Origin of the sequence: Novosphingobium sp., from assembly GCF_040079535.1 — a bacterium.
Lineage (GTDB): Bacteria > Pseudomonadota > Alphaproteobacteria > Sphingomonadales > Sphingomonadaceae > Novosphingobium.
In genome coordinates, this window is sequence record NZ_JBEBKB010000035.1 from 1 (window position 1) to 25,771 (window position 25,771).

At 63.6% G+C, this 25,771-nt stretch carries 41 protein-coding genes; 1 reads left to right on the forward strand and 40 read right to left on the reverse strand.

Annotated features, from left to right (window positions below; genetic code table 11):
• Positions 1-194 precede the first annotated feature (194 nt).
• The 40 genes from ABL914_RS10830 to ABL914_RS11025 form a co-directional block, all read right to left on the reverse strand.
• Positions 195-1,127, reverse strand: coding sequence for a hypothetical protein (locus tag ABL914_RS10830; protein ID WP_391563195.1), 933 nt, complete (start codon positions 1,125-1,127; stop codon positions 195-197).
• Positions 1,128-1,454, reverse strand: a complete 327-nt coding sequence (locus ABL914_RS10835; RefSeq protein ID WP_391563196.1) for a hypothetical protein — start codon at positions 1,452-1,454, stop codon at positions 1,128-1,130.
• A 3-nt stretch (positions 1,455-1,457) separates the two neighbouring features.
• Positions 1,458-1,892, reverse strand: a complete 435-nt coding sequence (locus ABL914_RS10840; RefSeq protein WP_391563197.1) for a hypothetical protein — start codon at positions 1,890-1,892, stop codon at positions 1,458-1,460.
• Positions 1,889-2,317: a gp436 family protein gene (locus tag ABL914_RS10845; protein WP_391563198.1), complete on the reverse strand. Its 429-nt coding sequence runs from the start codon at positions 2,315-2,317 to the stop codon at positions 1,889-1,891. Before ABL914_RS10845 ends, ABL914_RS10840 begins: the two co-directional genes overlap by 4 nt.
• Positions 2,318-2,336: 19 nt before the next feature.
• Positions 2,337-2,759, reverse strand: coding sequence for a hypothetical protein (locus tag ABL914_RS10850; protein WP_391563199.1), 423 nt, complete (start codon positions 2,757-2,759; stop codon positions 2,337-2,339).
• Positions 2,760-2,773: 14 nt separating this feature from the next.
• Positions 2,774-3,676, reverse strand: coding sequence for a Mu-like prophage major head subunit gpT family protein (locus ABL914_RS10855; protein WP_391563200.1), 903 nt, complete (start codon positions 3,674-3,676; stop codon positions 2,774-2,776).
• Positions 3,677-3,687: 11 nt separating this feature from the next.
• Positions 3,688-4,098 (reverse strand): hypothetical protein, encoded by a 411-nt coding sequence (locus ABL914_RS10860; RefSeq protein WP_391563201.1) that lies wholly within the window; start codon positions 4,096-4,098, stop codon positions 3,688-3,690.
• The gene (locus ABL914_RS10865; RefSeq protein ID WP_391563202.1) at positions 4,098-5,060 is read right to left on the reverse strand and encodes a phage protease; all 963 of its coding nucleotides are present in this window, start codon (positions 5,058-5,060) and stop codon (positions 4,098-4,100) included. The genes ABL914_RS10860 and ABL914_RS10865 overlap by 1 nt, the downstream gene beginning before the upstream one ends.
• 108 nt (positions 5,061-5,168) lie before the next feature.
• A complete protein-coding gene (locus tag ABL914_RS10870) occupies positions 5,169-5,666 on the reverse strand; it encodes a phage virion morphogenesis protein (RefSeq protein ID WP_391563203.1) in 498 nt (165 codons plus the stop codon).
• A 78-nt stretch (positions 5,667-5,744) separates the two neighbouring features.
• Positions 5,745-7,019 (reverse strand): phage minor head protein, encoded by a 1,275-nt coding sequence (locus tag ABL914_RS10875; protein ID WP_391563204.1) that lies wholly within the window; start codon positions 7,017-7,019, stop codon positions 5,745-5,747.
• 4 nt (positions 7,020-7,023) lie between these two features.
• Positions 7,024-8,592 carry a DUF935 domain-containing protein gene (locus ABL914_RS10880; protein WP_391563205.1) on the reverse strand — a complete coding sequence of 523 codons (1,569 nt, stop codon included), beginning with the start codon at positions 8,590-8,592 and terminating at the stop codon, positions 7,024-7,026.
• Positions 8,593-8,701: 109 nt separating this feature from the next.
• Positions 8,702-10,417, reverse strand: coding sequence for a hypothetical protein (locus ABL914_RS10885; RefSeq protein ID WP_391563206.1), 1,716 nt, complete (start codon positions 10,415-10,417; stop codon positions 8,702-8,704).
• Positions 10,414-10,815, reverse strand: a complete 402-nt coding sequence (locus tag ABL914_RS10890) for a DUF2786 domain-containing protein (protein WP_391563207.1) — start codon at positions 10,813-10,815, stop codon at positions 10,414-10,416. Before ABL914_RS10890 ends, ABL914_RS10885 begins: the two co-directional genes overlap by 4 nt.
• Positions 10,812-11,048 carry a hypothetical protein gene (locus ABL914_RS10895; protein ID WP_391563208.1) on the reverse strand — a complete coding sequence of 79 codons (237 nt, stop codon included), beginning with the start codon at positions 11,046-11,048 and terminating at the stop codon, positions 10,812-10,814. The genes ABL914_RS10890 and ABL914_RS10895 overlap by 4 nt, the downstream gene beginning before the upstream one ends.
• Positions 11,045-11,689, reverse strand: a complete 645-nt coding sequence (locus ABL914_RS10900; RefSeq protein ID WP_391563209.1) for a phage protein Gp27 family protein — start codon at positions 11,687-11,689, stop codon at positions 11,045-11,047. The genes ABL914_RS10895 and ABL914_RS10900 overlap by 4 nt, the downstream gene beginning before the upstream one ends.
• A 3-nt stretch (positions 11,690-11,692) precedes the next feature.
• Positions 11,693-12,013 (reverse strand): hypothetical protein, encoded by a 321-nt coding sequence (locus ABL914_RS10905; RefSeq protein ID WP_391563210.1) that lies wholly within the window; start codon positions 12,011-12,013, stop codon positions 11,693-11,695.
• A gap of 1 nt (position 12,014) precedes the next feature.
• The gene (locus ABL914_RS10910; RefSeq protein WP_391563211.1) at positions 12,015-12,356 is read right to left on the reverse strand and encodes a hypothetical protein; all 342 of its coding nucleotides are present in this window, start codon (positions 12,354-12,356) and stop codon (positions 12,015-12,017) included.
• Positions 12,353-12,784, reverse strand: coding sequence for a hypothetical protein (locus ABL914_RS10915; RefSeq protein WP_391563212.1), 432 nt, complete (start codon positions 12,782-12,784; stop codon positions 12,353-12,355). Before ABL914_RS10915 ends, ABL914_RS10910 begins: the two co-directional genes overlap by 4 nt.
• On the reverse strand, positions 12,777-12,977 hold the full coding sequence (locus tag ABL914_RS10920; RefSeq protein ID WP_391563235.1) for a TraR/DksA C4-type zinc finger protein: 201 nt from the start codon (positions 12,975-12,977) through the stop codon (positions 12,777-12,779). The genes ABL914_RS10915 and ABL914_RS10920 overlap by 8 nt, the downstream gene beginning before the upstream one ends.
• 100 nt (positions 12,978-13,077) lie before the next feature.
• On the reverse strand, positions 13,078-13,239 hold the full coding sequence (locus tag ABL914_RS10925) for a hypothetical protein (RefSeq protein WP_391563213.1): 162 nt from the start codon (positions 13,237-13,239) through the stop codon (positions 13,078-13,080).
• 53 nt (positions 13,240-13,292) lie between these two features.
• On the reverse strand, positions 13,293-13,484 hold the full coding sequence (locus tag ABL914_RS10930; RefSeq protein ID WP_391563214.1) for a hypothetical protein: 192 nt from the start codon (positions 13,482-13,484) through the stop codon (positions 13,293-13,295).
• 28 nt (positions 13,485-13,512) lie between these two features.
• On the reverse strand, positions 13,513-14,031 hold the full coding sequence (locus tag ABL914_RS10935) for a hypothetical protein (RefSeq protein WP_391563215.1): 519 nt from the start codon (positions 14,029-14,031) through the stop codon (positions 13,513-13,515).
• On the reverse strand, positions 14,028-14,690 hold the full coding sequence (locus tag ABL914_RS10940) for a glycoside hydrolase family 108 protein (RefSeq protein ID WP_391563216.1): 663 nt from the start codon (positions 14,688-14,690) through the stop codon (positions 14,028-14,030). Before ABL914_RS10940 ends, ABL914_RS10935 begins: the two co-directional genes overlap by 4 nt.
• Positions 14,691-14,808: 118 nt before the next feature.
• The gene (locus ABL914_RS10945; RefSeq protein ID WP_391563217.1) at positions 14,809-15,195 is read right to left on the reverse strand and encodes a hypothetical protein; all 387 of its coding nucleotides are present in this window, start codon (positions 15,193-15,195) and stop codon (positions 14,809-14,811) included.
• Between the two features lie 51 nt (positions 15,196-15,246).
• On the reverse strand, positions 15,247-15,438 hold the full coding sequence (locus ABL914_RS10950; RefSeq protein WP_391563218.1) for a hypothetical protein: 192 nt from the start codon (positions 15,436-15,438) through the stop codon (positions 15,247-15,249).
• Entirely contained in the window at positions 15,435-16,139 is a 705-nt protein-coding gene (locus ABL914_RS10955) for a gp16 family protein (RefSeq protein ID WP_391563219.1), read from the reverse strand. Before ABL914_RS10955 ends, ABL914_RS10950 begins: the two co-directional genes overlap by 4 nt.
• The gene (locus ABL914_RS10960; protein ID WP_391563220.1) at positions 16,123-16,542 is read right to left on the reverse strand and encodes a helix-turn-helix domain-containing protein; all 420 of its coding nucleotides are present in this window, start codon (positions 16,540-16,542) and stop codon (positions 16,123-16,125) included. Before ABL914_RS10960 ends, ABL914_RS10955 begins: the two co-directional genes overlap by 17 nt.
• A complete protein-coding gene (locus tag ABL914_RS10965; protein ID WP_391563221.1) occupies positions 16,539-16,700 on the reverse strand; it encodes a hypothetical protein in 162 nt (53 codons plus the stop codon). Before ABL914_RS10965 ends, ABL914_RS10960 begins: the two co-directional genes overlap by 4 nt.
• A complete protein-coding gene (locus ABL914_RS10970) occupies positions 16,697-16,942 on the reverse strand; it encodes a hypothetical protein (RefSeq protein WP_391563222.1) in 246 nt (81 codons plus the stop codon). Before ABL914_RS10970 ends, ABL914_RS10965 begins: the two co-directional genes overlap by 4 nt.
• The gene (locus ABL914_RS10975; protein ID WP_391563223.1) at positions 16,939-17,898 is read right to left on the reverse strand and encodes an AAA family ATPase; all 960 of its coding nucleotides are present in this window, start codon (positions 17,896-17,898) and stop codon (positions 16,939-16,941) included. The genes ABL914_RS10970 and ABL914_RS10975 overlap by 4 nt, the downstream gene beginning before the upstream one ends.
• Positions 17,899-17,970: 72 nt before the next feature.
• Complete coding sequence (locus ABL914_RS10980; RefSeq protein ID WP_391563224.1) at positions 17,971-19,956, reverse strand: transposase domain-containing protein; 1,986 nt, start codon at positions 19,954-19,956, stop codon at positions 17,971-17,973.
• Positions 19,953-20,411 carry a hypothetical protein gene (locus ABL914_RS10985; RefSeq protein WP_391563225.1) on the reverse strand — a complete coding sequence of 153 codons (459 nt, stop codon included), beginning with the start codon at positions 20,409-20,411 and terminating at the stop codon, positions 19,953-19,955. The genes ABL914_RS10980 and ABL914_RS10985 overlap by 4 nt, the downstream gene beginning before the upstream one ends.
• Positions 20,404-20,628, reverse strand: a complete 225-nt coding sequence (locus ABL914_RS10990) for a hypothetical protein (protein WP_391563226.1) — start codon at positions 20,626-20,628, stop codon at positions 20,404-20,406. Before ABL914_RS10990 ends, ABL914_RS10985 begins: the two co-directional genes overlap by 8 nt.
• Positions 20,625-21,848, reverse strand: a complete 1,224-nt coding sequence (locus ABL914_RS10995; protein WP_391563227.1) for a hypothetical protein — start codon at positions 21,846-21,848, stop codon at positions 20,625-20,627. The genes ABL914_RS10990 and ABL914_RS10995 overlap by 4 nt, the downstream gene beginning before the upstream one ends.
• A 72-nt stretch (positions 21,849-21,920) precedes the next feature.
• Positions 21,921-22,103: a hypothetical protein gene (locus tag ABL914_RS11000; RefSeq protein WP_391563228.1), complete on the reverse strand. Its 183-nt coding sequence runs from the start codon at positions 22,101-22,103 to the stop codon at positions 21,921-21,923.
• Positions 22,104-22,151: 48 nt separating this feature from the next.
• Positions 22,152-22,379, reverse strand: a complete 228-nt coding sequence (locus ABL914_RS11005) for a hypothetical protein (RefSeq protein WP_391563229.1) — start codon at positions 22,377-22,379, stop codon at positions 22,152-22,154.
• Positions 22,379-23,053 (reverse strand): hypothetical protein, encoded by a 675-nt coding sequence (locus ABL914_RS11010; protein ID WP_391563230.1) that lies wholly within the window; start codon positions 23,051-23,053, stop codon positions 22,379-22,381. The genes ABL914_RS11005 and ABL914_RS11010 overlap by 1 nt, the downstream gene beginning before the upstream one ends.
• Positions 23,043-24,050 carry a hypothetical protein gene (locus tag ABL914_RS11015; protein WP_391563231.1) on the reverse strand — a complete coding sequence of 336 codons (1,008 nt, stop codon included), beginning with the start codon at positions 24,048-24,050 and terminating at the stop codon, positions 23,043-23,045. Before ABL914_RS11015 ends, ABL914_RS11010 begins: the two co-directional genes overlap by 11 nt.
• The gene (locus tag ABL914_RS11020) at positions 24,047-24,649 is read right to left on the reverse strand and encodes a hypothetical protein (protein ID WP_391563232.1); all 603 of its coding nucleotides are present in this window, start codon (positions 24,647-24,649) and stop codon (positions 24,047-24,049) included. The genes ABL914_RS11015 and ABL914_RS11020 overlap by 4 nt, the downstream gene beginning before the upstream one ends.
• Positions 24,646-24,879 carry a hypothetical protein gene (locus ABL914_RS11025; protein WP_391563233.1) on the reverse strand — a complete coding sequence of 78 codons (234 nt, stop codon included), beginning with the start codon at positions 24,877-24,879 and terminating at the stop codon, positions 24,646-24,648. Before ABL914_RS11025 ends, ABL914_RS11020 begins: the two co-directional genes overlap by 4 nt.
• A gap of 84 nt (positions 24,880-24,963) precedes the next feature.
• Between ABL914_RS11025 and ABL914_RS11030 the strand changes: the two genes are divergently transcribed.
• On the forward strand, positions 24,964-25,632 hold the full coding sequence (locus tag ABL914_RS11030; RefSeq protein WP_391563234.1) for a S24 family peptidase: 669 nt from the start codon (positions 24,964-24,966) through the stop codon (positions 25,630-25,632).
• Positions 25,633-25,771 lie beyond the last annotated feature (139 nt).

Here is a 25,771-nt window from a genome sequence, read left to right on the forward strand (position 1 = left end):
TTGACCTGGTTGGCCGAGGCATCGAGCTCGGGATCGTTGTCCAGATCCTCGATCGGCAGGACCTTGAACGTGGCCTTCAGTGTCTGTTCGCTGTGCCCGCCATCGACTGGCACCTGGATCTTCACCACATGGGTGAAGGTCGGCTCGTTGGTAACTTTGAACATGCTGGCTTCTTTCGTTTGAGATGTGTGGCCTCAGGCCAGGGTGATCTTGAACTGGTCGTTGCCAGCAACTTGCTGCGGCACGAAATCGAGCGGCCATTCGACAATGTTCTGGTTGTTCGAGAGGCCCGTCAGGCGGCCCTGCTGTGCCGATGCCACATCGATCTTCACCCGCTTGCTGGCCACTGTGCCGTGGATCAGCTGCAGGGCTTGCAGCGTCTGGTTCTGGGCAATGGTGTAGGGATTGTAAGCCGCCATGTTGGTGGCTTCGACCGTTGTGCGCAGCTTCTCGTTGCGATCGACGATCAGGATGGCTTCGGTACCGATCAGCATCCGCGGCTCAACCTGGCAGCCCAGATCCAGTTCAAAATCGCGCAATACGAACGGCGTGGCGCCAATGGTAAAGGTCGGCGTATTGAGCTTCGTTGCCACCTGCGGTGCTTGCCAGGCAGTGAAGTCCGGGGTCACCTTGGCCTGATCGGTCGGAAGCGAGAACAGCCCGGTCATTGTGAACTGCCACATCGGAATGCCGTTCGCGCCCACCTTGAGCGAGGCGTTCCCCTTGGTGCCCAGCACCACATGGCGCACGCCGTCGATCGCCATGTAGATCGAGCCGCTTTCGTGGTTGTCAGAGATCGGATTGTATTCGACCTTGGTCGCCGGGGTGATAACCTCGGCCAGCGCACACATCCGCAACAGCGGCCCCCAGGCGGGAGCAGTGCCGAGCGCGCCCGATCCAACGGCTTCCACCGAGAAGGTCAGCCGCGTGAAGATCCCGACCGGGATCATCGGTTCAGCGCCCATCGCCGGGCGTTCAAGGTTGCGGGCCACGTCCTGGCCTTCCATCGGTGAAAGCGTCACGTCGGTGGCCAGGATTGCATTGGCACCTGCGGTCGGCACACTATCGGTGCCATAAGCGCCTTCGATCTTCGCCAGCAGCGTCTTCGATTTCCAGTACTGGGGCATTTATGCCTCCCCTTCATCGGCCGGTTCGGCCTTGGTTAGTGTCCCATCGGGCGCGCGAACAAAGCTGCCACCACCGGCCGGCACTTCCTCATGCGGCTCCCATGATGGCACGGTCAGCGGCGCGTCAGTGGCAGGATCGACCTGTTCGGCGGAAGCCTGAGCTTCAGCGTCGGCCTTGGCCTTGGCCTTGGCCTTGTCGGCGGCAGCCTGCGCTTCAACGTCGGCCTTGGCCTGCTCAGCGGCAGCCTGGGCTTCTGCATCAACCTTGGCCTGGTCGGTGGCGGCCTGATCATCGATCGGCGTTTCCGCCATGGTTTTTCTTCCCATCGTTCAAATCCTCAGTTGGTCGTTCAACGAAAAATCGATCTGGTAGATCAGCGCGCCATCCTTCGCGCCGACCAGTTCGCCGCGCTCCAGCACGAACACGCCGGGCGCATCATCTGGGCCCCAGCCACAAATGGCCTGCACGACAGCCCTGATGATCGGGCTGGCTTCATCGATCGCCCGCATCGCCAGCGGATCGCCGGCCACACGCACCATCACAACCACGATCACCCCTTCGCGGAAGTTCTGGACGAACTTGCCGGCCATCATCTCGGCGCCGCCGCCGGTAAGGCCGCCCGGCAGCACGAAGCCGGCCGGGGTCACCTGTGGCATGCGGTTCTTGTCGATCAGTTCGGCAAACTGGGCGGCGCCCTCAAGCCGGCCTTTCAGATCGGACACAAGCTCCTCGATCCGCGCCCGGACCTCATCAATCCGGATCATATGAAGCCGCGCAAATTCTCGGGCGTCATGTCGCGGTCCCGGTCGATCACTTCCACACCCGCGGCTCGGCTGGAAACGGGTTCGATCCCGGCGACCGGCAGCTTCTGGATACCCTTCGCAATCCGGTCGAGCGCGGCAAACGCATCCTTGTAATCCTGCTCGATCTTGGGATCGGGCGCGAAAGGATGCAGCTTGTAGATCCCGATCGCCTGGGCCAGATCCGCCAACAGCGGCGGTGCCTCACCCAGCGGCAGGGCATAGCGGCCGGCCAGATAGCTATCGATCGCAGCGTCGGTATCAGCCAGCGCCCGGTCCACAACCGCCGGGTCGATGACGCCGGTGGGCGGTGTGGCCCGGTCGGTCAACTGGACAAGCAGACGCTCGCCATACCGATCCATAAGCTGTTCGATCGATGCATATGCCATCTGCCGGCCGCTGCCCCCATTATTGCTCTTCGGCGACCAACTGCGGGTCAGTCAGCAGCGCATCGAGCTCGCGCGGGCTCAGTGTAGAGCTATCAACCTCGATCGGCTCCGGGCCGAACGAGATCCCGCTCCGGCGACGACCGGCCGGACTGACCGAGCGCACCCGATAGACCGGATGGACATAGCCACCGTCGTTCTTCTTGGCCTGGTCGGCGGCAGCCGGCGCTTCAGCGTCGGCTTTGGCCTTGTCGGCGGCAGCCTGCGCTTCAGCGTCGGCTTTGGCCTTGTCGGCGGCAGCCTGCGCTTCAGCGTCGGCTTTGGCCTTGTCGGCGGCAGCCTGCGCTTCAGCGTCGGCCTTGGCCTTGTCGGCGGCGGCCTGGGCTTCCCCGTCCGGCGCAGTGCCGGACGGGGTTGCAGGGGCTTTGGCAGGGCTCTTAGTCATTGCTCAGAACTCCCTTAAGCCAGCCAGGGAACGACAAGGACTTCGGCGGTGCCGGCCCACTTGTTGCTTTCCCCGCCGTTGACCAGTTGCGATTGAAGGATGCCGAGCGCAGCACCTTCAAGCGCTGGCGGTACGACCAAAAGGTTCGGCTTGATGCCCAGCGGCCGGCCGTGGTCGCTCTTGAAGCTGCCCATCTCAACGCGGGCAGTCTCGTAGTGCGCGGCATCGAGCGGCTGCTTCGAGCCCCAGGCCATCTGCCAGAAACCGTAGCCGAAGTTCATCCGGGCATCGACGCCATAGCGGAATTCATTGAGGTCGAAGACGTTGTCGTCGGTTACCTTGTCACGAGCAACGATATCGCCGAATTCCTTGCGGACCTGGCGGATAAAGGGCTTGATGACGCGGGTGGTGTCGAGCAGGAACCAAGGCGTACCTGCGCCGCCATCGGTATTGGCCACTGACAGCTGAGTGACGCCGTCCGCATCAAGCACCGGATGGTCAGTGTCGAAAAAATACTGGCCGTCATAGCAGTTGGCGGTGAATCCACCTTTGACCAGGTCCCAGATTAGTTGCTCGGGATCGAGCATGGTCGCTTCGCCGATGCTTTCGAACAGTGTCGAGTAGATCCCGAGATTGTCGGTTTCGATATCGTCCTTGTCAACACCGACGGTCAGCTCGAACTTCTTTTCCTTGATCGAGTAGTCGCTCTCGGAAATGTTCTGGACGACACGCGGGCCGATCCATTCGCGGATGCGCGGCAGCTTGCCAATCCAGCCATAGCGCTGCTCTTTCTGCGTGGATTTAACCGTAGTGGCTACACGGCCCGAGACCGGCTTGGCGGCATTCTTCTGCCCACCTTGATACGCATTGGAGTAACCAACCCGCAGCTTGTTGAGATTGTCAGTCGAGACGATCATGGCTCAGCTCCTTAAGCGAACTCGACCCAGACGCCCTGGGCGTCCACGTCGAAACAGATCCCGGCCGCGGGGCGCGCACCGGCGTTGTTGGTCTTGGCAACAGTCTGGTCATCGACCACGTAGACAGTCTTGCCGATTTCGGTCCGGGCGATCAGGTCACCAGCGGCCGAGTTGGCATAGCGAAACACGCCGCGGCGCACGGTGATCGACTTGTCGCCGTTGGCCCCGGCAGTGTTGTCCACGCCTTCATCGGCCCGGCCGATCGTCACGTTGGCAATCGTGGCACTGGCCGGTACGGCGTATCCGGCAGCATTGATCTGCACCATCGCGCCCTGATTGATCTTGCCCGCCGCAGGCAGGGGCGGCTTGCGCATATCGCCCAGTGCAGCTGGCGTATTGCGCGGTCCGGTAGTAGCAGCCATTAGAGCGCTTCCTTCTTCTGGCCGCGAGCGCTGAGCCCGGCGGCGTAGGTTTCTTCGTCCATCCCGAACAGCGCCATGACCGTGCGGTCAGTGTCATCGAGATTGCTCTGCTCGCTATGCTGGGCGACATCGGCGGTGATCGTGGTGCCGTTGAGCACCGGCATCGCCGCGATCATCTTCTTCGCCTGGTCGGCGTCCTTCATGTGCAGCGCGATGTATTCGTCGCGCACCGGCTTCAGGCCGACACGGCCCTCGGCGATCGCCGCATCGACAAAGGCCGTCGCGCTGTCGCGCTGGCGCTCGTCGCGGATGCCGTTGAGTTCGGTCGTGACTTCGCCCAGCTGCGATTGCAGCGCGATCACGGCCGGCGACTTCAGGATGTCTTCCGAGCAAAGCTCGGTCTTGGCACCCATCTTTGCCGTTAGCGCGGCACTGATCGCCGCGTCGTCGGCGCTGCCGTCGAGCCCCAAGAGCTCGATCAGCTTTGCTTTCCAATCCATTCCGATTTCCTCTGAATGCAGGGCGGTCAGGCCCACCAGGTTTGGGGTGTTGATCAGGCTGGCGCGCAGCACGCCCAGGACCTTCTTGGCCTTGTCGTGCATGATCACCGGGCTGATGCCTCGGTAAGCCTTGCCCCTCATCAGAGCCTGGCCATCCTCGGTCCATTCGACGCGGCCCCACAAGCCATCCTTGCGGGCTTGCAGCTCCACGATCCAGCCACGCGCCGGCGCAGGCATACCCAGCGGGGCTGCCCGGTCAGTTGCATGACATTCGTCGATCGCAAGCTTCTCGCCCGCCTTGAAGCCGGACACCAATTCCGACATCGCGGCGGTGTAAGGCCCGCGGCCGTCGTTGGTGCGGATCTCGCCTGCAGGAAGCAGATGCACCCAATCGGGCACATCGGCATTGTCCGCGATTGTAATCGCGGCGCACAGGGCAATCTGGCTGGTTGAGCGCGTCATCAAACAAGCTTTGCCCGCTCGGCCGCGCTGAAAATATGACCGCCAAGGCGGCCATGACAGCGCAAGAATCACTGCCCGCCCGCTTGATGGCAAGCGCGGGCGGTAAAATCAATCGCTGGTGTTGATGTCCTGGATCAAATGCTCGTCAACGATCTCGACGATCGCCAGCTCGTCGCGTGCTGCAATCCCCAGCCAGACCCGCGCCGGTATGCGGCCCCATGGGATTGGCCGGCCGCGCCGATCGGCCCCGAACGCTCCTTTGGCTGCGCCGTTCTGCATTGTGCCCGAATAGATCAATGGCGATCCGATCGTCACGCCATCTCGATTGACGAATTGCAGGATCTGGCGCGACAAAGCCTTGCCGGGTCCGATCAGCGGCCGCAGCAGCGAGCCATAGCCCATCCGCCGATAGCGATCGAGCGTGGTCTGACTTTTGGGTGCCCAGGCCGAACCATCGGGCGCACGCCCTTCGATAAAGCGGCGCCTTGTTGCCTCGACCATGTATTCGCCGATGTCCTGATAGAGCGGCGTCATATCGCTCAGCGTGCCGATCGCCTTGCGGATCGCCGCGCGCGCGGCCTCGGCATTGAATTTAACCGTTGGCATGGTATATGGCTCCGCGACGCGCGATCCTGGCGCCCGGCCAATAACCGGGAACGTTCCGGACGTTGGGCGGGAGCGCCGTCATTTCTTCCCAAGCTTGATGTAAAAGGTTTTGAGCGACAGCGTCTTGCGGCGCGCGCCGCCGATCGCGAACGCTGCAACAAAAGTCTCGCCACGAATATCCTTGCTGAACATGACCAACGCTTCACCCAGGCTGGATCTTGTTTCAGGGAATTGCAGGCGGTCTGCCGAATTGAGGATGGCAGGCAGCAGCGCAAAGTCATCTGCGGTGACCCCGCGTTGGCCCTGTTTTCGCTGCGCGCGATCGTCGGCATGGTTCTTGATGATGTGCGCGATGCTGCTTTGATCGATGCTGAAGTCGTAGCCCCGCACCTTGGTTGCGATTGCCCGCTCGATCTGCTCGGCCTGGTCAGGGTCAAGCAGCCCCAACGTGCGCTGCGGTGAAGGCGGCGGAAGATCGGGCTTGGGATCATAAACCCGCTGGGCATAGCGCCGCGCGTCGTCGGCCGAACTCGGCAACGCGCGATAGGCCTTCCCGAAAGCCGCCGCAGCATCGGGCGCAAGTTCACCCATGAATGCCTTGGCCACCTGATAGTCCCAGCTCCCGATCTTGCGCGCCAAAGCGTTGACCGCATCGGCCGCGCTGGCGCCGGGCGCATAATTCCAGCCTTTGCCCACGCCGATCGGCGCACCGGTCTTGGGGTCGATCCGGTTCCAGTCCTTCGCCAGCCGTTTGTCCGGATCTCCGCCCAGGCGGCGCGCACCGGCCAGGCTGCGGGCACCCACCACATAGCAGCTGCAGCCCCAGTCGCTTGGCGGATAGTGCGTGGCCCAGAACGGATGGTTTGGCGGCAGCACCAACCCGTTCCAGCTCAGGTGCATCGGCCGCGGCTCTAGGCTGCCGCCGTGGCGATAGACCCAGAACGGAAAGTTGCCGGCTTTCAGCTGGGCAAGGCGCCCGGCGGCATAGCTGGTGTAGCTGTTGGTCTGGTAGATCACCTTGACCCGCCAGGCTTCGCCTTTGACAGATCCTTCGCCAGCCCATCCGGTCCAGCCATTGCGGCGCACAATATCCCGAAAATCCTTGCGGAACGTATCGATCCCGCGGCCTTCGCTGATCGCCTTGTCCACCGCCACAGCCAGATCGGTCAACAGATCGGCCTTGGCGGCACCCGCCACCATGAAAGCGCTATCGTGCGCCGATCGTTCGATATCATCCCACCGTGCAGTGGGGATCAGGTTGCCCAGCTTGCGGCGGAAAAACGCCACCTGCTCGGCAAAAGGCTGGCCGAATACTCCGCTCAGCGCACTGGGATGCTGGGGACTGTCCGGCATCGCCTCAGGTCTCTTCGATCGCGTCTGCCCGGCCTGCAGCCTGCGCCGCCACAATTCCGCCAGCCAAGGCATTGGCCAAAGCGGTACTGTCGATTTCACCGAAGGCCGCATCCAGCATCGCGCGGAACTCGGCAAGATCGGTCGCACGATCGAGCATCGACTGGATGCTGGTCACCATCTCGCCGATCGCAAGATCGCCGAAGCTTGCGATTGCCGCTGCAATTTGCTCGGCCGGGTGCGGCGCTTCCTGCTGCGAATGCGCCGCGATCGTGGCAGGCTCGGCCGTGATTGGTGGGGCAACAGCAGGATCAGCCTTCGCAGGCGCCCCCAGCAGCTCGTCGGTTTCGCCAGGATCGCCCAGGCCGAACTTGTCGCGCACTTCCGAAGCCGATACCCGCATACCCAGCGGTACCAGCACATTCAGGCTTTCGGTCAGCTGCTGCAGATCCTCCTGCGTTGGCCGTGCGATCACCACACGCGGATATTTGCGCTGCGGCCCGTATTCCAGGTCGATCCAGGGACGGATCAGGTCGCGGTTGATCGCAGCGGATAGCGCTTTGCAATCGGCAGTCTCGATATCCTCGCGCACGCCGTCATGGACCTGCGCCTGGCCAGAACCGAGCCCGCCGCTCTGCGCGTCGGTGGTGTTGGTCTGGCCCAGGATCGCCTTGGAGATCTGCCGGTCGAGCCAGTCTGCCCGCTTTTCATACAGGTCTGAGCCCGCAGTGACGTTCTTCGCCTCAACAAACTCGATCTGCATCGACTGGGGAATGATCGCTGCGCAATCGCCGGCAATGTTGGCCACCGCCCGGAACAGCGTGGCCTTGTCTTCCTTCGTCGCGCCTTCGTGGAACTTGCCGATCCGCACCGGCTGCCCATAGGTCTGGCTGAAGATCGCCCAGTCGCGCTGGGTAAAGGCCTTGAACATCCATGCCCAGGCCGCGATCCGCGCGATCCCGCTGCGCACCGGCAGGCCCGATTTGGCCTTGATCTGGGTCTGGATGAATTTGAAGGCCGGCAGATCGCAGGCAACCGCGGTGCCATCGATCCCGCCGCGCAGCTGCGGCACGCGCATGGTCTTGCGGTCCCACATGAACCAGCGCGGATCGCGCCACTCCAGCCGCAGCGGCTGCCACTGGCCCATCGAGCTATCCCAGATGATCTCGGTAAAGCTGGTCTGCTTGCCCACCGCATCCATCATGTCGAAGATCTCGTCAGACAGCTCATCGCGCTTCAGCCATTCGCGGATCATGTCGGCCATCTGGACATCGCGGGCATCGTCGCTCGCCGCTTCAACCGTGATATCGATCTGGGCAACGCTGCGCTTGCGGGTGGCCAGCACCCCGGCATAGTGCAGGTCGCGCTCCTCGATCGTCTCGGCCAGCTCGTAATAGCGCAGCGGCTCGCCCTGATCGGCCTCGCGCAGGATATCGGCCAGGCGTGAGGGGCTCAGCCCATCGGCCGGATAGCCGCTGTAGGGTGAACGCACCCCGGTCACCGAAGGTCCGGCGACGTCCTGGGTCAGAAGCTCTTTTTGCAGCGGGTGGCCCCACTGATCAACCAGGCCTGTCATCACGGGGTCTCCATCGGGTCTGAAACCGGCTTTAAGAAGCCGTAAGAAGCCCCGTAGGGCGTTTTGAGTGGCCAGTGCGGGGGTGAACCGGGGTCAGCATATCGAACGGTCAAATTCCGCCTCCCCGAATTCGGGCGCCAAGCGGGGTGTGAAAGTCATCTCCATCGGCTTCGAAATCGTCGTCTTCGTTCCACGGATCGGGCTCGCGGCGGTTGACGCTTTCATAGCCGTATTCAACTGCGCCCTGGCGCGATGCGAACCAGGCGAGCATCCCGGCGATGCCGGCATCGCCGTGGCGCTCAAACCCGTCATCGCCCTTGTAGCGCATATTATCGGGCACCTTGATGATCCCGCCGACGTACTGCAGCGCCTGGTGATCGCGGATGATATCCTCGTCAGCCGCGATCTCGATCGTCGCATCGCCAAAGGCTCCGATGTAGGGCGTGCCGTTTTCGCGGTACCATTCCTGGCTCAGCTTGATCGCGCTGATCCGCGCCTCGCCGAATTTCTGCTGGCAGACTTCGCCCAGGTAGCCGCCATTGCCGGTGGCATCGAAAGCACCGTGCCCGAACCGGGGCAGAGCGCCGATCACATAGAAGACGATATCGCGCTGCGCCTCATAGGGCACATTGCGCAGTTCCAGGATCAACACGTCACGGCGGATCAGGTCTTGCCCCAACTGGCGCACGATCAGCACCGATCCATCGCCGCTGCGGGCAAAGTCCATGCCGGTATCGTGGCGGCGCGCCGGGTCGAGCTTGTCGAGGTACGGCTGGACCTGGCTGCGCAGGAAATCGGCGATCACCGCATCGCGCGCATTCTTTTGCATGCCCTTGAAGCTGTCGGGCAAATGATAGCGCACGATCGGAACGCCCCGGCGCGTGCGCTGCTCGATCACCACCCGGCTCAGCGCAGCGCCCTGGGCATCGGCATCGATCGCATCGAGCTCCTGATGCATCGCTGCGGATCGGGCGCCATAGCTGCGCCGGATTTTGGCCTCCCATTCGGCCTCGGCCTCTGGTGACCATTCCAGCCCGCGCATCAGGCAGACGCGCTTGTAGAGCCCGTTCCTGATTGCATTGTCGAAAGTGTAGAAGTGGTGGCTATAGCCGTTCTTGCCGGCAACCGCTTCCTGGTAGTGATCGTTGAACGGATTGAGCAGTCCGTTGGGGCTGGAAATGATGCGGATCTTGCCGCCCCAGATCAGCAGCGCGTTCACCGCCTCGATCACCTGGGCAACGTCCTTGTGGAACGCCCCTTCGTCGATAACCACCACGCCCTGCAAGCCGCGGATGTTTTCCGGGCGCGAGCTGAGAGCCTCTACCCGGAAGCCGCTGGCAAAGGTGACGCGGAACGCGCTGATGTGCTTGCTGGTGCCGTCGTCGCGCTTGTCCTCGAACAGGAACTCCTCGATCGACGCCGCCTCTTTGGCGACCACCCGCGCGAAGTGAGCGACATAGCCGATGAACTCGCGGCCCTTGTCCTTGGTGTCGCCGATGTAGAACACATTGTCGCCGCCGGCCGATCGGGCAGCAGCTGCAATCAGGGTATCGTCCAGCGCCTCGGCAAAGGTGATCCCGGTGCGCCGGCCCTTCTTGCAGATCTTGAGGTCGCTCTTGTCCTCCAGCCACTGGCGCTGGTGGAGCATGAGCACACCTTCAGCCAGTGGATCGAGGTCGGCCGGGATCTCCGCGCCGCGCGTGAACTCGCTGGGCAGCTCGGCTTCATCGCGCGGCAACACCGGCTCGATCGGCATGGGCGTGGCCGTGGCGATCGATGCGGCGGCGGCCGCGCCCATGAGGGTTGATTTGAAGCCTTCGGTCATTGGCCTCCGCCCTCGCTAGCTTCCTTGTCCTGGATAGCGCGGATCGCCTCAGCCACATTGGACTGATAAGCTTCCACCGGCCCGCGGGCATAGGTCTCGAAGATCGCGCGGTTGAGAACTTTGGGCACTCTCCGCCAGTGCGGCCAGCACATCAGTTGGCCGTCCTTAGCAGGCCGCTCACAGCCAGGGATCGCGCAAGCGTGGCTCATGCCAGCGCCAATGGCTGCCCGCGCGGTCGATTCCTCGATCTCGACCAGATCGAGCATGCCTTCGTCCAGGCCGTGCTCATCCATCAGCGCCCTGGCCTTGGCCAGAGCGGCTGCGGCCTCGTGCTCGTTGCTGCTCTTGCCCAGCGCCAAGCACTTGCGGATCTTGGCGAGGATGACCTTGTCGATCATGCCGCACCACCTCCAAGCCACGCCTGGACCTCTTGGCCGAGCGGGGTCAGCACGTCCTTGCGATCGGCGGTGGTGAACAGGCCTTTCGCCCGCAGCGCGCAGATCAACCGCCAATAGCCCAGCTGGCCCGGTTGCTTGCCGGTCGTGCCGTCGCGAACCGAACGGCGCTGCGGCACGGTTAGATTATGACCGATGGCCGCTGCCTCGCCGGGCTGAGGGTCATAGGCGCTCATCCCGCCAGCCCCAGCACGCCTTTTCGGATCGCGGCGACGCGCTCGGCCGAAAGCCCGGCTTCGGTCGCCAGCTTCTCGACAGTGTCGGCGGTCTCGATCGCTTCGCTTTTGGCCTTCTCGGCCTCGACCTGATCATGCTTCTCCTGGTCGCGCTTGTCCTTGTCGTCGCGGCGCGCCGCTTCGCCGATCCGCAGCTGGCTCGAAGTCAGCCGCTGAAGGGTCAATGAGGCCTTGTTAAGAAGGCCGATATCGGTCTCTTCCTCGTCCATGATCAGGCTCATCAACCGGAACTTGACCAGCTCGATCGCCGCCACGGTCGCATCATTGCGCGCCACCTTGTCGAGCCGTTCCATGACGGCATTGGTGATCTGGACAGCGGCTCCCGCCCGGCGCAGCTCGATCGCGGTGCGCACCGAATAGCGGCTGAAGGCACCCTTGCTGATCGGCTTGCAGCCATGATCGGCAATCCGGGCATTGAACTCGCGCAGGATCTCGGTCTGCGGCATCCGCCGCTCGCGCAGCTCCTGGTTGGCCCAGGCGATGTGTTCGTCGCAAAGCTCGGGCAGCTGCTCGATCGATGAGAGCATGCCGCGGCCCTTGCGCTTCGATCCGGCCGTGTCCTGGTCCTGGGTGCCCGGCATGGCTTACCGCACCCGCGGCGCGGAAACGCCGGCAATGGTGCTGCGCCGCTCGACATGATCGCGCCCCGCTGCGGTCAGCGTCGCCACGCTGACTGTGCCCAGGCCCGCGATCTCGCTCTGGCGCAATTCGATCGCGCCCAGTTCTTCCAGCTTGCCCAGCTGGGTGTCGATCCATTCGCGCGATCGGCGGATGCCCAGGGCATCGACCAGGCGGGTGATCGACAGGACGTTGAGTGTTTCATCGCGCTGCTGGGCCAGCTCGGCCAGAATCGCGAGGCGGGCGTCGCCGGTCAGCGCATCGCCCATGTCTTGCGTGAAGCCCATCTCACAGCCCCCGCTTCATGATGATGTCGAGCATCCGGTCAACCTGCTCCTTGACGTGATCGAGTGTGGCTTCGCGCGAGGCCGCGCTTTTGCCGATCGCCGCCAGTTCGGTGCGCACCGCAGCCAGCTCTTTCTCGACCCGTTTGACGTCGGCCTTGCTGGCTGCGTCATTGTCGAGCCGCCTGACTTCGCCTTCGACCTTGCCCAGGCGCGCCTCAACCCCGCTCAGCTGCTGGCCCAGCGTGCCGGTGTCCTGCGGATTGGCGCGGGCGGTGCGCATCGCATGCCACCCGATCGTCAGCACGATGAAGCCGATCACCGCGATCTGAAACCACTCACTCATTGGTCTCTTTTCCCTGTCAATTTGCCGAGCGTGCCGATCGCCCCCTCGAACACCGATTTCACAAAAGTCTGTACCTGGCCGCCGATCAGCTCGATCAGCGCGTAACCGCTGAAGCCCAGCCCGATCGAAATCACGAATGCGAACAACAGGCCCGGCCGCGCCTCGATCACCCAGCTGGCGGCAACCAGCACCATGATCACCGTCACCAGCAAGCTCTTGGCCCAGCCCAGCGGCGGCACCCGCTTGGGCGCCAGCGGCCGGGCCATCAGCACCCCCGCCAGCGCCAGCGCCAGCTGCAGCACTGGCAGGCTCAGCCCATCGAATTGGACTGTCAGCGCATGGCTGGGCGCGGACTCTTCTGCGGCGACAGCAGCCGCGGCCAGCCAGGGCAGATAAAACCGCGCCAGATCCGGGACCACCTCATGCATGATGGGTGGCTCCGCTGCCCTCATGTATGCTTTGACACGTTACACAGCGGATCGCTGATGGCAGCGCGACGCGGCGCGCAGCAGGAATATCCCGGCCGCAGTCCCGGCAAAGGTCGGCGCCAGCCCCGTCCAGCGCGGCCTTGGCCCGCGTGATCGCCCGGTCGCGCTGGGCCGCCCAGACCAGCTCACCCATCTCAATGTTGCGTTCGTCAAACAAGTGGTCATCTTTCGTCTTGGGCAAGGGCCAGGCGCGGGATCAAGCTCCGCGCCTGGCCATCATCAGCAGGGCGCGATCAGCAGGGGGCAACCCAGAACAGGGCGCCCTGAAAATACAGGCACTGTCCGTTTCCGAATGCATACTTGGCATAGGCCACATGGCCGCGTGTTCCGGCCTGCGTGGAACCAGCCATGCTAAGGCCGGCCATCAGCGCCATCGCCATAATCAGGTTTCTCATCTCACTTCTCCTGCGGCGCGGATTAAAACCGCCCGCCGCTGGCGGCTTGCATCTCAGCACTGCGCAGCTGCATCGTTCAGCCGGTCTTCGACCAGGCCGGTGTAGGCCAGCACTGCGGCCAGCCAGCCCAGACCCGCCTCGTTACCAGTCAGTTCAGCCCCATCAGGAACAGCCGGGCGCGCTGGGCGCGTCGCAATCAATTCTGAAGGACAGACCCGCACCTCTACGGTGCGCGTCTGGATCACCGGATCGGGTGCGGTTATTGATCTCGGCTCAGATGCCAAGCCGCCGCAGGCACTCAGCATCACAGCGCACACTGCCAGCAGCATTACGCGGTGCAGCCTGGATCGCTTGTTTTCCATGATCGGTCCTTTGCTCTTGTCGGATGGCGCGCACTTCAGCGCGGATCACTGCTGCGGCACTGGCCGCGCGGGCGTCGCTCAGCTGCGCGCTCAGGCTGCCGCGCTCAGCCACTGCACCATCGGCCACGGCAACCAGACGCTTCACGCCCGCACCGCAGCTCTGCTGCATGGCAAAGCGATTCTCGGGAAGCAGGCTAGGCAGCATGGACCGTTCGCACAGCCGCGCCTTGCGCGCTTCGCGGATCTCGCTGGCCACCTGCGACAGGCAGGGCTTCAGCGAGGCATCGTCTTCAACGTCCGCCGCGGCCTTGGCACAGGCCGCCGCCGCATCGGCCAGGTCTTTCTGGTAAAACCTATCCTTGATCAGCCACGCCGCCAGCGCCAGCGCCAGCACACCCATGATCCCGCCTGCCAGCTTGAAATAGCTCATTGCGCCCACCTCCCAAGATTCTGCGCCCGGCGGACCCAGCCATTCAAAAACCGCATTTGCGATGGGTTGCGCTGGGCGATCTCGCGGTAGCGATCCTCGGCCGCATGGCGGTAAGCGATCACCAGGCTCGGCATGCCCAGCCCAGGGCGGCGCAGCACCCAGTCCAACGCATGCTGGACTGGCCCGCCACCAAGCATGCCATCGATGTGCAGCAATGGCGGCCGATCCGCAGCGTTGGTCACGTTGGCCAGGCACGTATTCAGCGCCCGCTGCAGCAGCTTTCTGGCCGACATCAAACCGCCATTCACCGCCTGATCAAATACCATCTCGCCCAGCGGGCGCGCCAGCCGTTCGGCATCGCTGCGGGTCCAGAAGAATTTGGCATAGACCGTCTTGGCATCTGCCAGCGTCAGCTTGCTAATATCGATCCCGTCGATATCGCCGTCCATGTCGAGGTCGAATTCGGCAAAGCCGTCGCCGTCCTCATCGAACGCGCCCTCGGCCTTCAGGAACCGCAGCGATACGCCGTATTTGGTTGCCCCGCCGCGATCCTTGGGATCGTTGACATAACCGCCCTCGGCGTCGATCAGCGCATCGAACGCCGCCAGATAGCGCGGGCTGTAAGCTGTGACGGTAATGTCTTCGTTGCTGTCGCCCATGGCCGGTCTCGCTCTTCGCATCTGACCGGCGACGCAGATGCTGCGCGCCGGTCGGTTCGATGCCGACACTGCGATGGCAAGGGCTTGGGGAATATGACCGCCTTGGCGGCCATGAACACTAAATCAGCGTCATTTGTGCGGGCTCTTTGCCGCGTTTCGGACGATCAGGCAAGCCCGGCTCACGGGCGAACAGCTTCTGCACTCCGGTTTCGGTAATGCCCAAGCGGCGCGCGATCCTGGCATCGGACAGGCCTTGCGCGCGATAGAACAGTGCGCGATCGCGCCGGGCCAACGGGACCCGGATTGTCGCCGGGGCCAGCGCCCGGCTCAGCTTGTTGGCCAGATCGCGACCGAGGGCCTGAACCACATCATTTTCATCGCGCATCGCATAGGCCACATAGACCCGAATCCCGCCTAGCTCCTGACAGAACCGCACAAAGCCTTCCTGGCCCAGAATGGTCTTCAGGTGCAGCGTCAGCTGGCCGGCATCGATGCTGCTATGCATCGCCGGGGTCCCGCCGCATCAGCGCATGGTCTGAGATGGCGAACTGGCGGCTCATGTGGCAATCCACCATGCCAACGTGACCCAAAAGCCGATCAAACCGGCAATGATCCAGCGCCAAACTGCCGCGCGGTAGCTGATCCGTCCGCGCCTGGCACCACCCAGCTCGGGCAGCGCAGCCCAATCCAGGCCGGGGCCAAACCGGCTGTTGCTGGTTATCCGGTGCGTGGATTTTTCGCGGCTCACGTCGCACCGCCCATCTCGCGCAGCTTGGCACCCAGTTGCTGGGCCAGCCGGGCATAGTCCTCGGCGCTCCAGCTATGCTCGCGCGCATTTTCTTCGCCGCACAACTTCCACATCGCATCGTGCAAGGCCCAGTCCTGCGGCACGTGGCCGGCCGCTTTCAGCTTGACCAGGATCGCCTCGCACAGCGATGCCTGCCGCTCGATCGGATAAAGCGGCTTCTGCGTAGCGCGGTTGTGCTGGGTCCAGCCGCTACGCACCGCCCAGCTTTTCAGCGCCTCAATCAGTCTAAAGGCATCAGACTGCCGCGCCCAGACCAGCTTGTCGCATTTCAGCTGCCGGCAGGCGAAGGCCTCAAGCGCCTGTTCACTCGGATTATGAACCTCGCCCAGGTGATAGAGCGAGATCCACAGCGCCCGCGCCTTGCGCGCCATCGGGTGCTGCGCCGCAGCCACCTTGCCGGCCCTGGCGATCGGCTTGAAGCCTTTGGCCTTCATCACATCCAGCACCTGCGCCAGATCGGCTTCGCTGGCCTCCTTCAGGCTGGTTCGCCCGGTCTTATCGAACACGATCTGGCGATAGTCGTCCTCGTCCATCGCCAGGTCCTTGCGGGCGATCTGGATCTTAGCCAGCATCGCGCGGCGGTGCTGACTGGTCCGGTCAAACTGGGCCGGGCGGGCAATCGTTCTAGCTGCAGCGGGCATGGCGTGTTCCTCCTACTTCCAGCCACCGCTGGCCAAGGCCGCGGCAGGCTGCATCGAAATCATCATTGATCAGGCGCAGCTCGATCGCCTTGCGGTGCAGATGGTTGACCGAGCTTTGGTCGCGGCCGATCGTCTCACCGATCCGGGCATAGCTGCGCGGTCGGCCCAGCGATCGCAGCGCCCAGACCACGAAGGCCCGTGCCTCAACCAGATCGGCATGGCGGTGGTCAGAGCGCAGCTCTTCAAGCGATACCTCAAACACACGCAGCGCCGCGCCAATCGCCGTCTCTGGCAGAATTCCGCGCCGCGCGATCGGCCGGCCACAATCAAGGCAGCGATGCTCAAACTCGCCGCAGAACGTGCTGCGATGCGCCAGCAGCTCGGGGTTCCAGGCCAAGGTCATGACCGCACCCCCGCAACGAGAAACGCCACGCTGCCAGCCAGCACCAGGCAGGACAGCACGCCCAGCACCAGATCGGTCAGCAGCTCGCGCGGCGAAAAGCCGAAGGTAGCCGAATAGTCGGCCAACTCGCGGCGGATCGATTCGAGCGCGCGGATCATGACGTGCCCTCCGCGATCGGTGCGCCGGCACAAACAGCTTCCCAGTGCAGCTTCACGAACCGATCGCGATCCTCGGACGAATACTGGCCCAGAATCTGCCATCCGCATGGGCAAACCATTGCGCCGGTCTGCATCGAGACCACGTGGTGGCCCGCTTCGCGGTGGGCTTCGCACAATGCGCTGCCCCGAGGGGTTCCCTCGATCAGATCGGTCGAGCCGCAGACATTACAGCCCCAGGTCATCCCAGCACCGCGCGGCTGCTGAGCTGCGCCCAGGCGTCCTGCAGATGTGAAAGCGCCAGCACCTGGCGCTCGGATGCCGCGATCATGCAGGCCAGTTCCAGCGCGTGTGATCCGTTGCGCAGGCCGCCCGGTGTCATGCAGATTTTTCCAAGCATGCCGATTACACCAGCGTCGCCGATCTCCCATGCTTCGGCCAGCGCATTGACATCGCCCTGCAGCGGCAGATTGCGGATCATCTTCAGGCTGACCCGGCTGTAAAGCTGGGCGAATGCCGAAGCGCGATTGCCGCCTTCAAGCCGCTGCATCACACCGATATTGCCCAGCAGCGCAATGCCCACGCCGGTCGCATCGTGCCACGACCGGATCTCTTCCAGTGCCTTTTCCGAAGTGTGCTGCGCTTCATCGATCACAATGCACGGGTTGGACAGGTTGCCGACCCGCTCCCGAATCCGGCGCGATAGCTTTTGCGGAGTGCCGACTGCGTTCTTCTCACCCAACGCTTCCAGCACTTCGATCTGCATGGTGTTCACACCCGCCGTCGATGGCGTCATGGTCGCATGGAACACGTTGGCGCAGCAGGCTTGGAAGTTGCGCGAGGTCATCGTCTTGCCCAAGCCCGGCCCCAATGCCGCGACCACGATCTTGCCGCGCTGTGCCCAGTTCAGCAGGTTGGTCAGCTCACGGCTTGTCTCGGTCTCGAAATAGCCCGGCCGCACCGGGGCTTCGACCTCGATCTGCGCCTGCGCGGTCAGCATCTGGCGGAACCTGAAGATCGTTTCGGCCACCTTCTGCTCGTCGCCGCCATAACCTTTGGCGCTGCCGAACTGGCTGATCGTGCCCTGCGCAATCCCGAGCCGCTTGGCGACCTGCGTCCAGCTTCCAAGCTTGCGGTGATAGTCGAGCAGCCAGGCTTTCTGGTCGGCAATATCGACAGGTGTTTCTGCGGGATCGTTCATGCTATTGGACCTTTCATCTCGTTACGGGATAGGCGCGCGGGGCTCGTTCTCAGGCCAGCTTCGCGCGCCGCTTCATTCCACCGACCTCAGCATCCCAAGGGCGTTGAAAACTCTGGTTTGATGCTCCGGTTGTGCCGGTTGCACCTGCGGCTTCAGCGCCGCTGCGGTGGCCCGGTGGCGCACCGGGCGGACAACCTGCGGCGCGCGCAGGACAGCGGTCTCGGTGCCAACCTGCGCTGCAGCAACCTGTTCGATCGCCAGCAGCTGCTCGGCCTCGATCCCTTCGCGGATCTTGCGGCGCACGTCTTTCTTGCGCTTGCCCGCGGCCACCGCGCCAGCTTGCTCCAGGAAGCCGCTGTCATCGACGCACTGCGCGCTGGTCAGATAGCGGCCGTCCAGACCATAAAGGTGCACATCGCTGCGCAGATCGTCAGGATCGAACCGCACCGTCACCCGGGTGCCCGCAATCCGGCTGCACTCGGCCGACCAATACCGGTTGCCGAACAGCTCGATCTCGCCGGTGCGGCCGTTGACCCGCTTCTGCTCCGCCGCCAGCAAGGCGATCCGCAGCTGCTCGGGCGTGGCCTTGCCGATCGGAGCGCGGGCATAGCTTTCCGCGAACACTTCGTCGAAGCTGCGGCCCCGGCAAACGCCGCCCTTGCGGCCCAGCTTGGCATTGTGCGCGGCGATCCCGCGCGCGACGATGGCTTCGAACTCGGCCCACGGCACCGCGCGGCTGCCATAGTTAGAAGGCTTGGCTGTGGGCTTGTTGCCGGTATAGGCCCCGGCACATTCAGGCCCGCGTGAAATGGTGTCTGAGAGGTCTCTGAAAGCCCGCTCGATCGGCTTTGATTGACCGTGGTAAACCTGTGCAAAGCGCACCCGGATACCCAGCGATGTCAGCAGACCGGACGGTTCCTCGTCCTTGATCTTGAAGCGGTAGCGCGTCTTCGCGCCGCCCGTCAGCGCCTTCGAAGCGAAGGTCCGGCTGTTATCCAGCAGGCACTGCTTGGGGATACCGTATTCGCGGAACAGGTCGGAAAAGGCCAGCCGGGTCGCCAGCACGTTTTCCGAAAAGTCGAGCCTCCAGGCCAGCATCTTGCGGCTGTAAACGTCCTGGATCGCCACCATCATCGGCCGCACCGGGCTGCCACCGCCCGGCGGGGTAACGAACACGTCGAACTGGTGGCCATCGATGTTGATCAGATCCAGCGCGTGAAGCCCGTCGAGCGTCCGCCGCTGGTCGGGCACACGCCGGTCGAGCTGATCCGCTCCGCCGCGTAGCCGCACCACGATCAGCGGGTCGATCTCGCGCTCGATCTTGCGGCGGATTGAACGCTCGCTCGGCATGGGCAGCCCGCGCGCTGCGGCGATCTTGCCCACCCGCGCAAAGCAGCTGGTCAGCGTCGGGGCCTCGGGGCGCAGCCAGTCGCTGCGCAGCAAGGTCCACAGTTCGCCATCGATCTCGGCTTCGTTGCCGCCGCCCTTGCGCTGCGGTGCCAGTGCGGGCAGCCGGTCGCTTGGTGCAACCCCTTCTACCAGCTTGAGCCAGTTCCACAGCGTGGCGGTCGAAGCGCGGTGGCGCAGCGCCACATCGGCCACCGCTGCCGTGCGGGTCAGCCCAGCTTCGATCAGCAGATCGAATTCCGCGATCGCAGCAGCACGGCGCTGCGCCTCGTCCTTCACCTTGGCGCTCTGCGTCTCGAACCACCGCCAGGCGCTCGCCGCAGCACTCTCGGCCAGACCGGGCTGCGGCGCTTCGTTGCAGATGCCGCGCTTCACCAGCTCAAGCCGCGCCTGGCCGGGCAGCAACGAGACGTGAAACTCGATCCCGCCGCCCCGGCCGGAACGGTTGCGTGAGAGCGCTTCGCCTTCGCCAGCACAGCGCAGCGCCCAGCGTTCATCCTTCGCGCGCCGGTTGAGGCTGCGCTTGTCGGCCGGCAGCCCGGGCAGCGCCAGCTCGGCCAGTTCGGCTGCGGTAAACCAATCCTGACCGGCATCGCTCGGGCCTTCGATGGTCTCGGCCTGCAGCGCAAAATTCCCCCCAATTACATTCACGCTTGTGATCCTCCGCGGATGAGTGGGGCACTGCTCTTCACCGCTTTCAGCTCGCGCTGCATCTCGGCAATCATCAGCTCAAGCTGGCCGATCCGGGCGGTGTGGACTTCCTCGCCAACCAGCAGGCCCGCACCGATCGGGCGCAGCAGCTGGTCAAAGATATCGTGCCGCTTGGTCACCTGGACTAAAGCGAGGAACCGGGTCAGCGAGATCCGGTGGCCTTCGCGCGCCGGGCTCGAATAGGCATCCAGCATCGCCCGGCTAACCTCGTCACCCAGCAACACGCTCATCTCGGCCGCGATCCCTTCGCGGTGGCGTAGATCACTGTTCAGGATCATCCCCACCGCTTCACAGATCTGCCGATCAAGCCCCGCCAGCGCGCCGGGAAGGCTCGATTGCGAAGGCGCCTGAAAATCAAAAGCGAACTGTCCGGGATGCATTTTAGCCTTAGGCATCGGCGCCCTCCGGCTTCATCAACGCGCTGGCCGGACGGTAATGCGTCGGGCCAAATTCCAGCAGATCTCCGCCCGGATAGCGCCATTCGCCGTCCACAAAGCGGACCAGCGCAAACACGCTGCCATCGGCGACCAACTGGTACTTGCCGTCCTTGGCGTCGGAATCGATCAACCGAAATGTCAGCCGACCTTCGATCGTGGCGGGGCGCTTGCTCATAGCCGCGATGCTCCGATCCCCTGGCACTTGCCGGAAAACCGCTGCGGCTTGCGCTCGCCGACATAGCGCTCTTCCGGCAGAGCCTTGGGTTGATCCTCACACGGCAGGAAGTGTGCGCAGCCTTTCCAGCCAGGGATGCCGCAGCGCGGGCATTCCTCACGGCTCGGTGCGGGCTCAAGCGATGCCGCCTGCTTTGGGCGCGCGGGCACAGACTGGCTGCGCTGGCGCAGGGCCTCGGCCAGTTTCGCGCCATCCATTTTGGGCCGCTCGTCCTGAGCCTGTCGAAGGATCACCTCGCTGCCCGATTCCCGCCGCGCGCGCACTTTGGCCAGTGCCGCCTGAAACTCATCAATCGCATCGGCTTCGCCCGCGGCGCGTTGCGATCGGCGCTCAATCCGGCGCGCTTCCAGCGCTGCCCGATCGGCCCGAGCACGTCCCACGCCTGCCTGCTGCGCGCGGCGCTTGGCCATGGCGTCGCTGTAGAATCCGGAGCCGCTGACGGATGATGTGGCGCTGGTCGGCTGATCTGCAGGGGCAGAGCGCGGCGCTGCGCTAGACCGTGATTTCATCGTATCAAAAGTATTGGAAGAGCGCTTTTCACCGGGCGTGTTGCGCAGGGGGTCCGGCAATGCCCGCTGGTTCGGGCTAACACTCTCCCTTGCGGCCAACCCGTCCAGACCGGATTCTTTCACCGGAGGGCAGCTGCACTCTTTGGATTTGTTGGGCTGTTCGCTGGCATTCGCAGGGTAATCAATGCCACCGCACACCACCTCCCCGCTTGTTCCCTCAGGTGCCAGCGCAGCGTCGCCAGCCCGGTCGACTTTTGAAAGGCAGGTGGTGGCGGATTCGAAGTCTTCAGCATCCGGCTCAGGTCGGTCCAGATCAGGATCGGCATGCTCGGGCAAAGGGGCATCCGGCCAGTCGCTCGGTTCGGGCTCTTCGGCCTGAATCCGGACGACCGGCGCGGACACGTCCGTCGGTGCGACCCGATCGGACCCGCTCTCGACACCCGTTTCAACGGGCGCGACAGGCAGCGCGGCAATGTCATCGTTGGCTTTCGCCAGGCGCGGGTCTTCAGACGCGCGCGGCCGATCAACCAGCACAATCGGCAGCAAGGGCACGGCAACCACCGCCGCGCGGATCGCGGCGATATCGCCCACCAGCTGGCGCACCACACTGGGGCGCAAAAACAGGGGGGCAGTGCGGATGTTGCTGATCATAACGGCTGATCCTTGGCTGGTTGGCCCCGGCAGTGTTCGCTGCCGGAGCCGTAGGAGGCGGGGCACCCTCAATCAGATTGAAGAACAGTTCAGCACCCGCCGGCCGCCGCGATCGCGGACGTAATTGCAGGTGCAAAGATCAGTCTGGGTTTTCGCGTAAACCGGGCTCCAGCGTGCACACTGGTCGGCTCGTGCGGTCGCCGGGTTAGCTATAAATCCAGCAGCAATCATGGCTGCGATGGTCAATTTCTTCATGGGTCGTCTCCTTCTGGCGCTGTGAAAATCGGCTGCGCCGGGGCCGTGTCAGTCCCTCATCATCCAGCGGTCATCAGCCACGATGGGTGATTGCACGCGCGGCGATCGCGCTTGCATCGCCGCCATGCGGCGGCGCTTCTCTTCGATCGAAGCTAGCCCCGCACGGCGGCGCAGCTCCACTTCGGCATCCTTGGGAGTGCAACCCAGCTCCATCGCCAGCTTGAACGCCTGGTTATGTGCCCTCAAGCGATCAGCTTCGGTTGCATAGCGGGCCATCATCGCTCTCCCAGCCTGGGCAGCCAGACCGAGCGCGTGTCGCCGGGCGCAGTCGGGGCGCGAACGTCCCAAACCACGGCGCAGTAATCGACCATGCCGCCCGAATAGGCACGGTTGCCCATCAGCTTGATCCGGTCGCCCGGCGGCATCGACGGCCGCTGCGTGAAATAGAGCACTTGCTGCGGCGGGTGTTCGCGCAGGAACTTGCCCCGCGCTTGCCCCGCCAGCCACTTCAGCGGGAGCAGCATGACCACCCGGTGCGTCGCCAGCTTCAGCGCCTGCCGCACGAACGCCTGGCTGATGATCTCGCCATTCACCTTCTTGTAGCTGAACGGCGGGTTGCACCAGATTGAGGTTGGAGTGCTTAGCCGCTGGGGCTCATAGTCCAGGAAGTCATTGCTGAAGAAGCGCACCTTGGTTGCATCTTCAAAATCGCCCCAGGCGACGTTGTTGACTACATCGCTGGCGATCAGATCGCCCCTGAAGTCGACCCCCTGCAGGCGGCTCAGCGAGTGACCATAACCACAGCAAGGGTCCCAGATCGTGCAGCAGTCCATAACCTCAGGCTCCAGCCCGATCGCATCAACGATCTGCTCCCACTCCCAGCCCTGCTCAACATACCAGTCGAGTGGGTGGCGCTTGGCGAACTTGGCCGAAGAGATTTCACCCCGCATCGCCCAGCTCCTCGTTGAGCCGATCGCGCAGCCGGCGCTTCATGTCGTCGCTACCCAGCAAGGCCGGAATCCGGTCGATGAATTCGCGGCGCTGCGGTAAACCAAGCCGACTCCACCCGCCCTCGATCTGATTGTAGAATTTCTGGTGTGCGACCGGCGTCGGGCCTGCGGGCTTGTCGAGGCCCACCGTCACGCGCGCATCGTCGGCGCTCAGTTCCGGATCAGCCAGCAGTTGTTTGATCACCGCCAGCCGCTGCGCCTCATCCCGGATCTCGGCGATCGCCTTCAGCTGGGCGGCATTGTTGCCAACGATAGGATGATCGGACAGCTCCTGGACCAGGCCAGGGAACGGCTCGATGATCATACGATAGAGCTTCAGCGCCCGGTGGATCGAAGACTTGTCGCGCCCGAACGCTTTGGCCACCGATTCCGCCCATCCGTATGCTTGTTGCATCGTGCCACAAGCATCATCGGCCTCGTCCTGAAGGGCCTGCTGGGGGAGAATCTCGCCACCCTTGACCTTGTCCCAACGCGCTTTCGCTCCCAGCTTTCCATGGCTTGTGGTGCCGTGAGTCTGTTCAAGCCGAGCCTTCGCCGCCTCGCAGGTGGCATGGATGAAGATCGCCCGTTCCAAGGGCGGTTGCGCGCGACGGTCGAGGTTCTCACTAGCCTCTTCATCCAAGGCCTCGGTGTCGAAGCACCCAATCCGTTCCAGCGCAAAGACGTGCGGCAGCTCTTCGAGCAAGGCACCGTTGAGCCGGTGCATACCGGTCACCAGCACCCAGCTCTTGCCTTCGTGTGGAACGCCGTTCTTGTCCTGGTCTGTCACCAGCAAAGGCCTGCGCACCGTGATCGGCTGCCGCTGCCCATGCACCGCCATCAACCGACCAAGCGCAGCCGCCTTGTCAGGAAAATACAGCCCGAGCCGCTTGGGAATGTGGATGTCTGAAGGAGCAATGCGCAGCAGCTCCCCGCCGAAGGTGGAGGCACTGTTCATTTGGAAGTCTCACTTAGACGATGCGCGGCCGGATCGGCGCGGGTAGAAGTGATTTTGAAGCGGAAATTGTTCTCAGGCCCGCCAACCCGGCAGCGCTTGCAAGGAGCCTCAATCGATGGATCTTGACACGTATGATGATTGGGCAGCGGGCGAACTGCTTTGGTTCCGAAAATGCCTTCTCGCAGAAGGGATCGAAGCGTTGCGGCGGTCAGCTGCCGCTCTGGGAAGCCAGGCTGTTTTAGACATTCTGCGATCGCATCAAGCAGCGATTGATGATCTTCTGCACACACCGAAACATCGGCGCGCCGCAGCAATCCGTCGCTTCCCCGCCGGAAGAGAACGCCATGCTTTCCTGATAGCTGCAGCATATAAAGTTCGGTGCGGATCGTCACTGCTGCACCTCGCCACTCACTATGGCTTTTCGGCAGGGATAAACCCGTCGAAGTCGCAGATGTTGGTTCAGGCGGCGGCAGTTGCGCAGGACCTGCAGCGTGGGTTTCCATCCCTGTGGCCATTTGAAGAGGGCGCAGATCCCTTTGCTGGCCTGCACCATCCCTCAAACGACGATGGGGCGGATTGACCGATGTCGGCGCGCTCATGCCGCCACCTTCCGGCGCCGACGGGTCGTCTTCTCGACCTGGTCAAGCGCGTCATAGAGCTTGCCGATGCTATGCAGCGTCGCGCTGGTCGGCTGTGGGTTGCGCTCAGATGGCTTCCAGCGACTGAACGTCGAAGGTGCCACGCCCGCCTTGCGGCACAGGGCTTCGATCGAGACGCCAATGCGCCACGCCCGCTGCTCGATGTCCGCCACGATCGATTCTTGGTTCATGCGGATTGGTTAACCGCATTTATGCGGCCATGCAACCGCATAAATGCAAATTCACCGTCTTTGCATATTTGCTAAGGGCATCTCATGGATGGACTTGAGCAAGACAGGGAGCTTATCCGTGCTTTAGTGGCCTTCGCGAACATCGCGCCGGCCACGATGGCACGGCAGGCGGGCGTGTCTCCTTCGACCATTCAACGGCCTTACAGTGGCACCGCCTCAACACGTCTCGGCCGAAGTGCGCTTGAGAAGCTGCAGGCAGCATTCCCTGACTTCCCTGGGTGGGAGAAAGGCGCGACGGCCGAGCATCGATTGCCGTTCCGCGGCTTCGCTGCCGAGCGCGATCCGGACTTGGTCGAGCTTGACGAAATCGACCTGCGCTATGGCATGGGCGGCACCTATCTCGATGGGCCGATCGTGGCGGAAAAGCGCGCCTTCTCGCGCGAGCTCTTGAGGCACCTGACCCACTCCGCGCCTGAGCATTTGTTCTGGGCGATCGGCGATGGTGACTCGATGGAGCCTACCATCCGATCCGGCGAGCTGATCCTGATCGACCGCTCCCAGCTCAGCCCGCGCAGCGGCGATGGGATTTGGGCCTTTGCCTGGGGCGATGTAGGCATGATAAAGCGCCTGCGCCCGCTCCCCGACGGCACGGTCGAAATCCACAGCGACAACGACCGCATCCGGCCGGCCCTGGCAGCCGATGATGACCTTCACGTCATCGGACGGGTAGTGGCTGTGGTAAGGAGGCTTTGATGTCGGAACCAGGCCAGCGCTCAATGAAGGAAGTTCGCGCCCGCCGGATGGAAAACATCATGGCCGTAATTGCTCTCGCCGGTTTGGTCGTCGCGCTATTCTATGGGCTGGGTACGAAGCTCTTTGGCCGAACCTACCT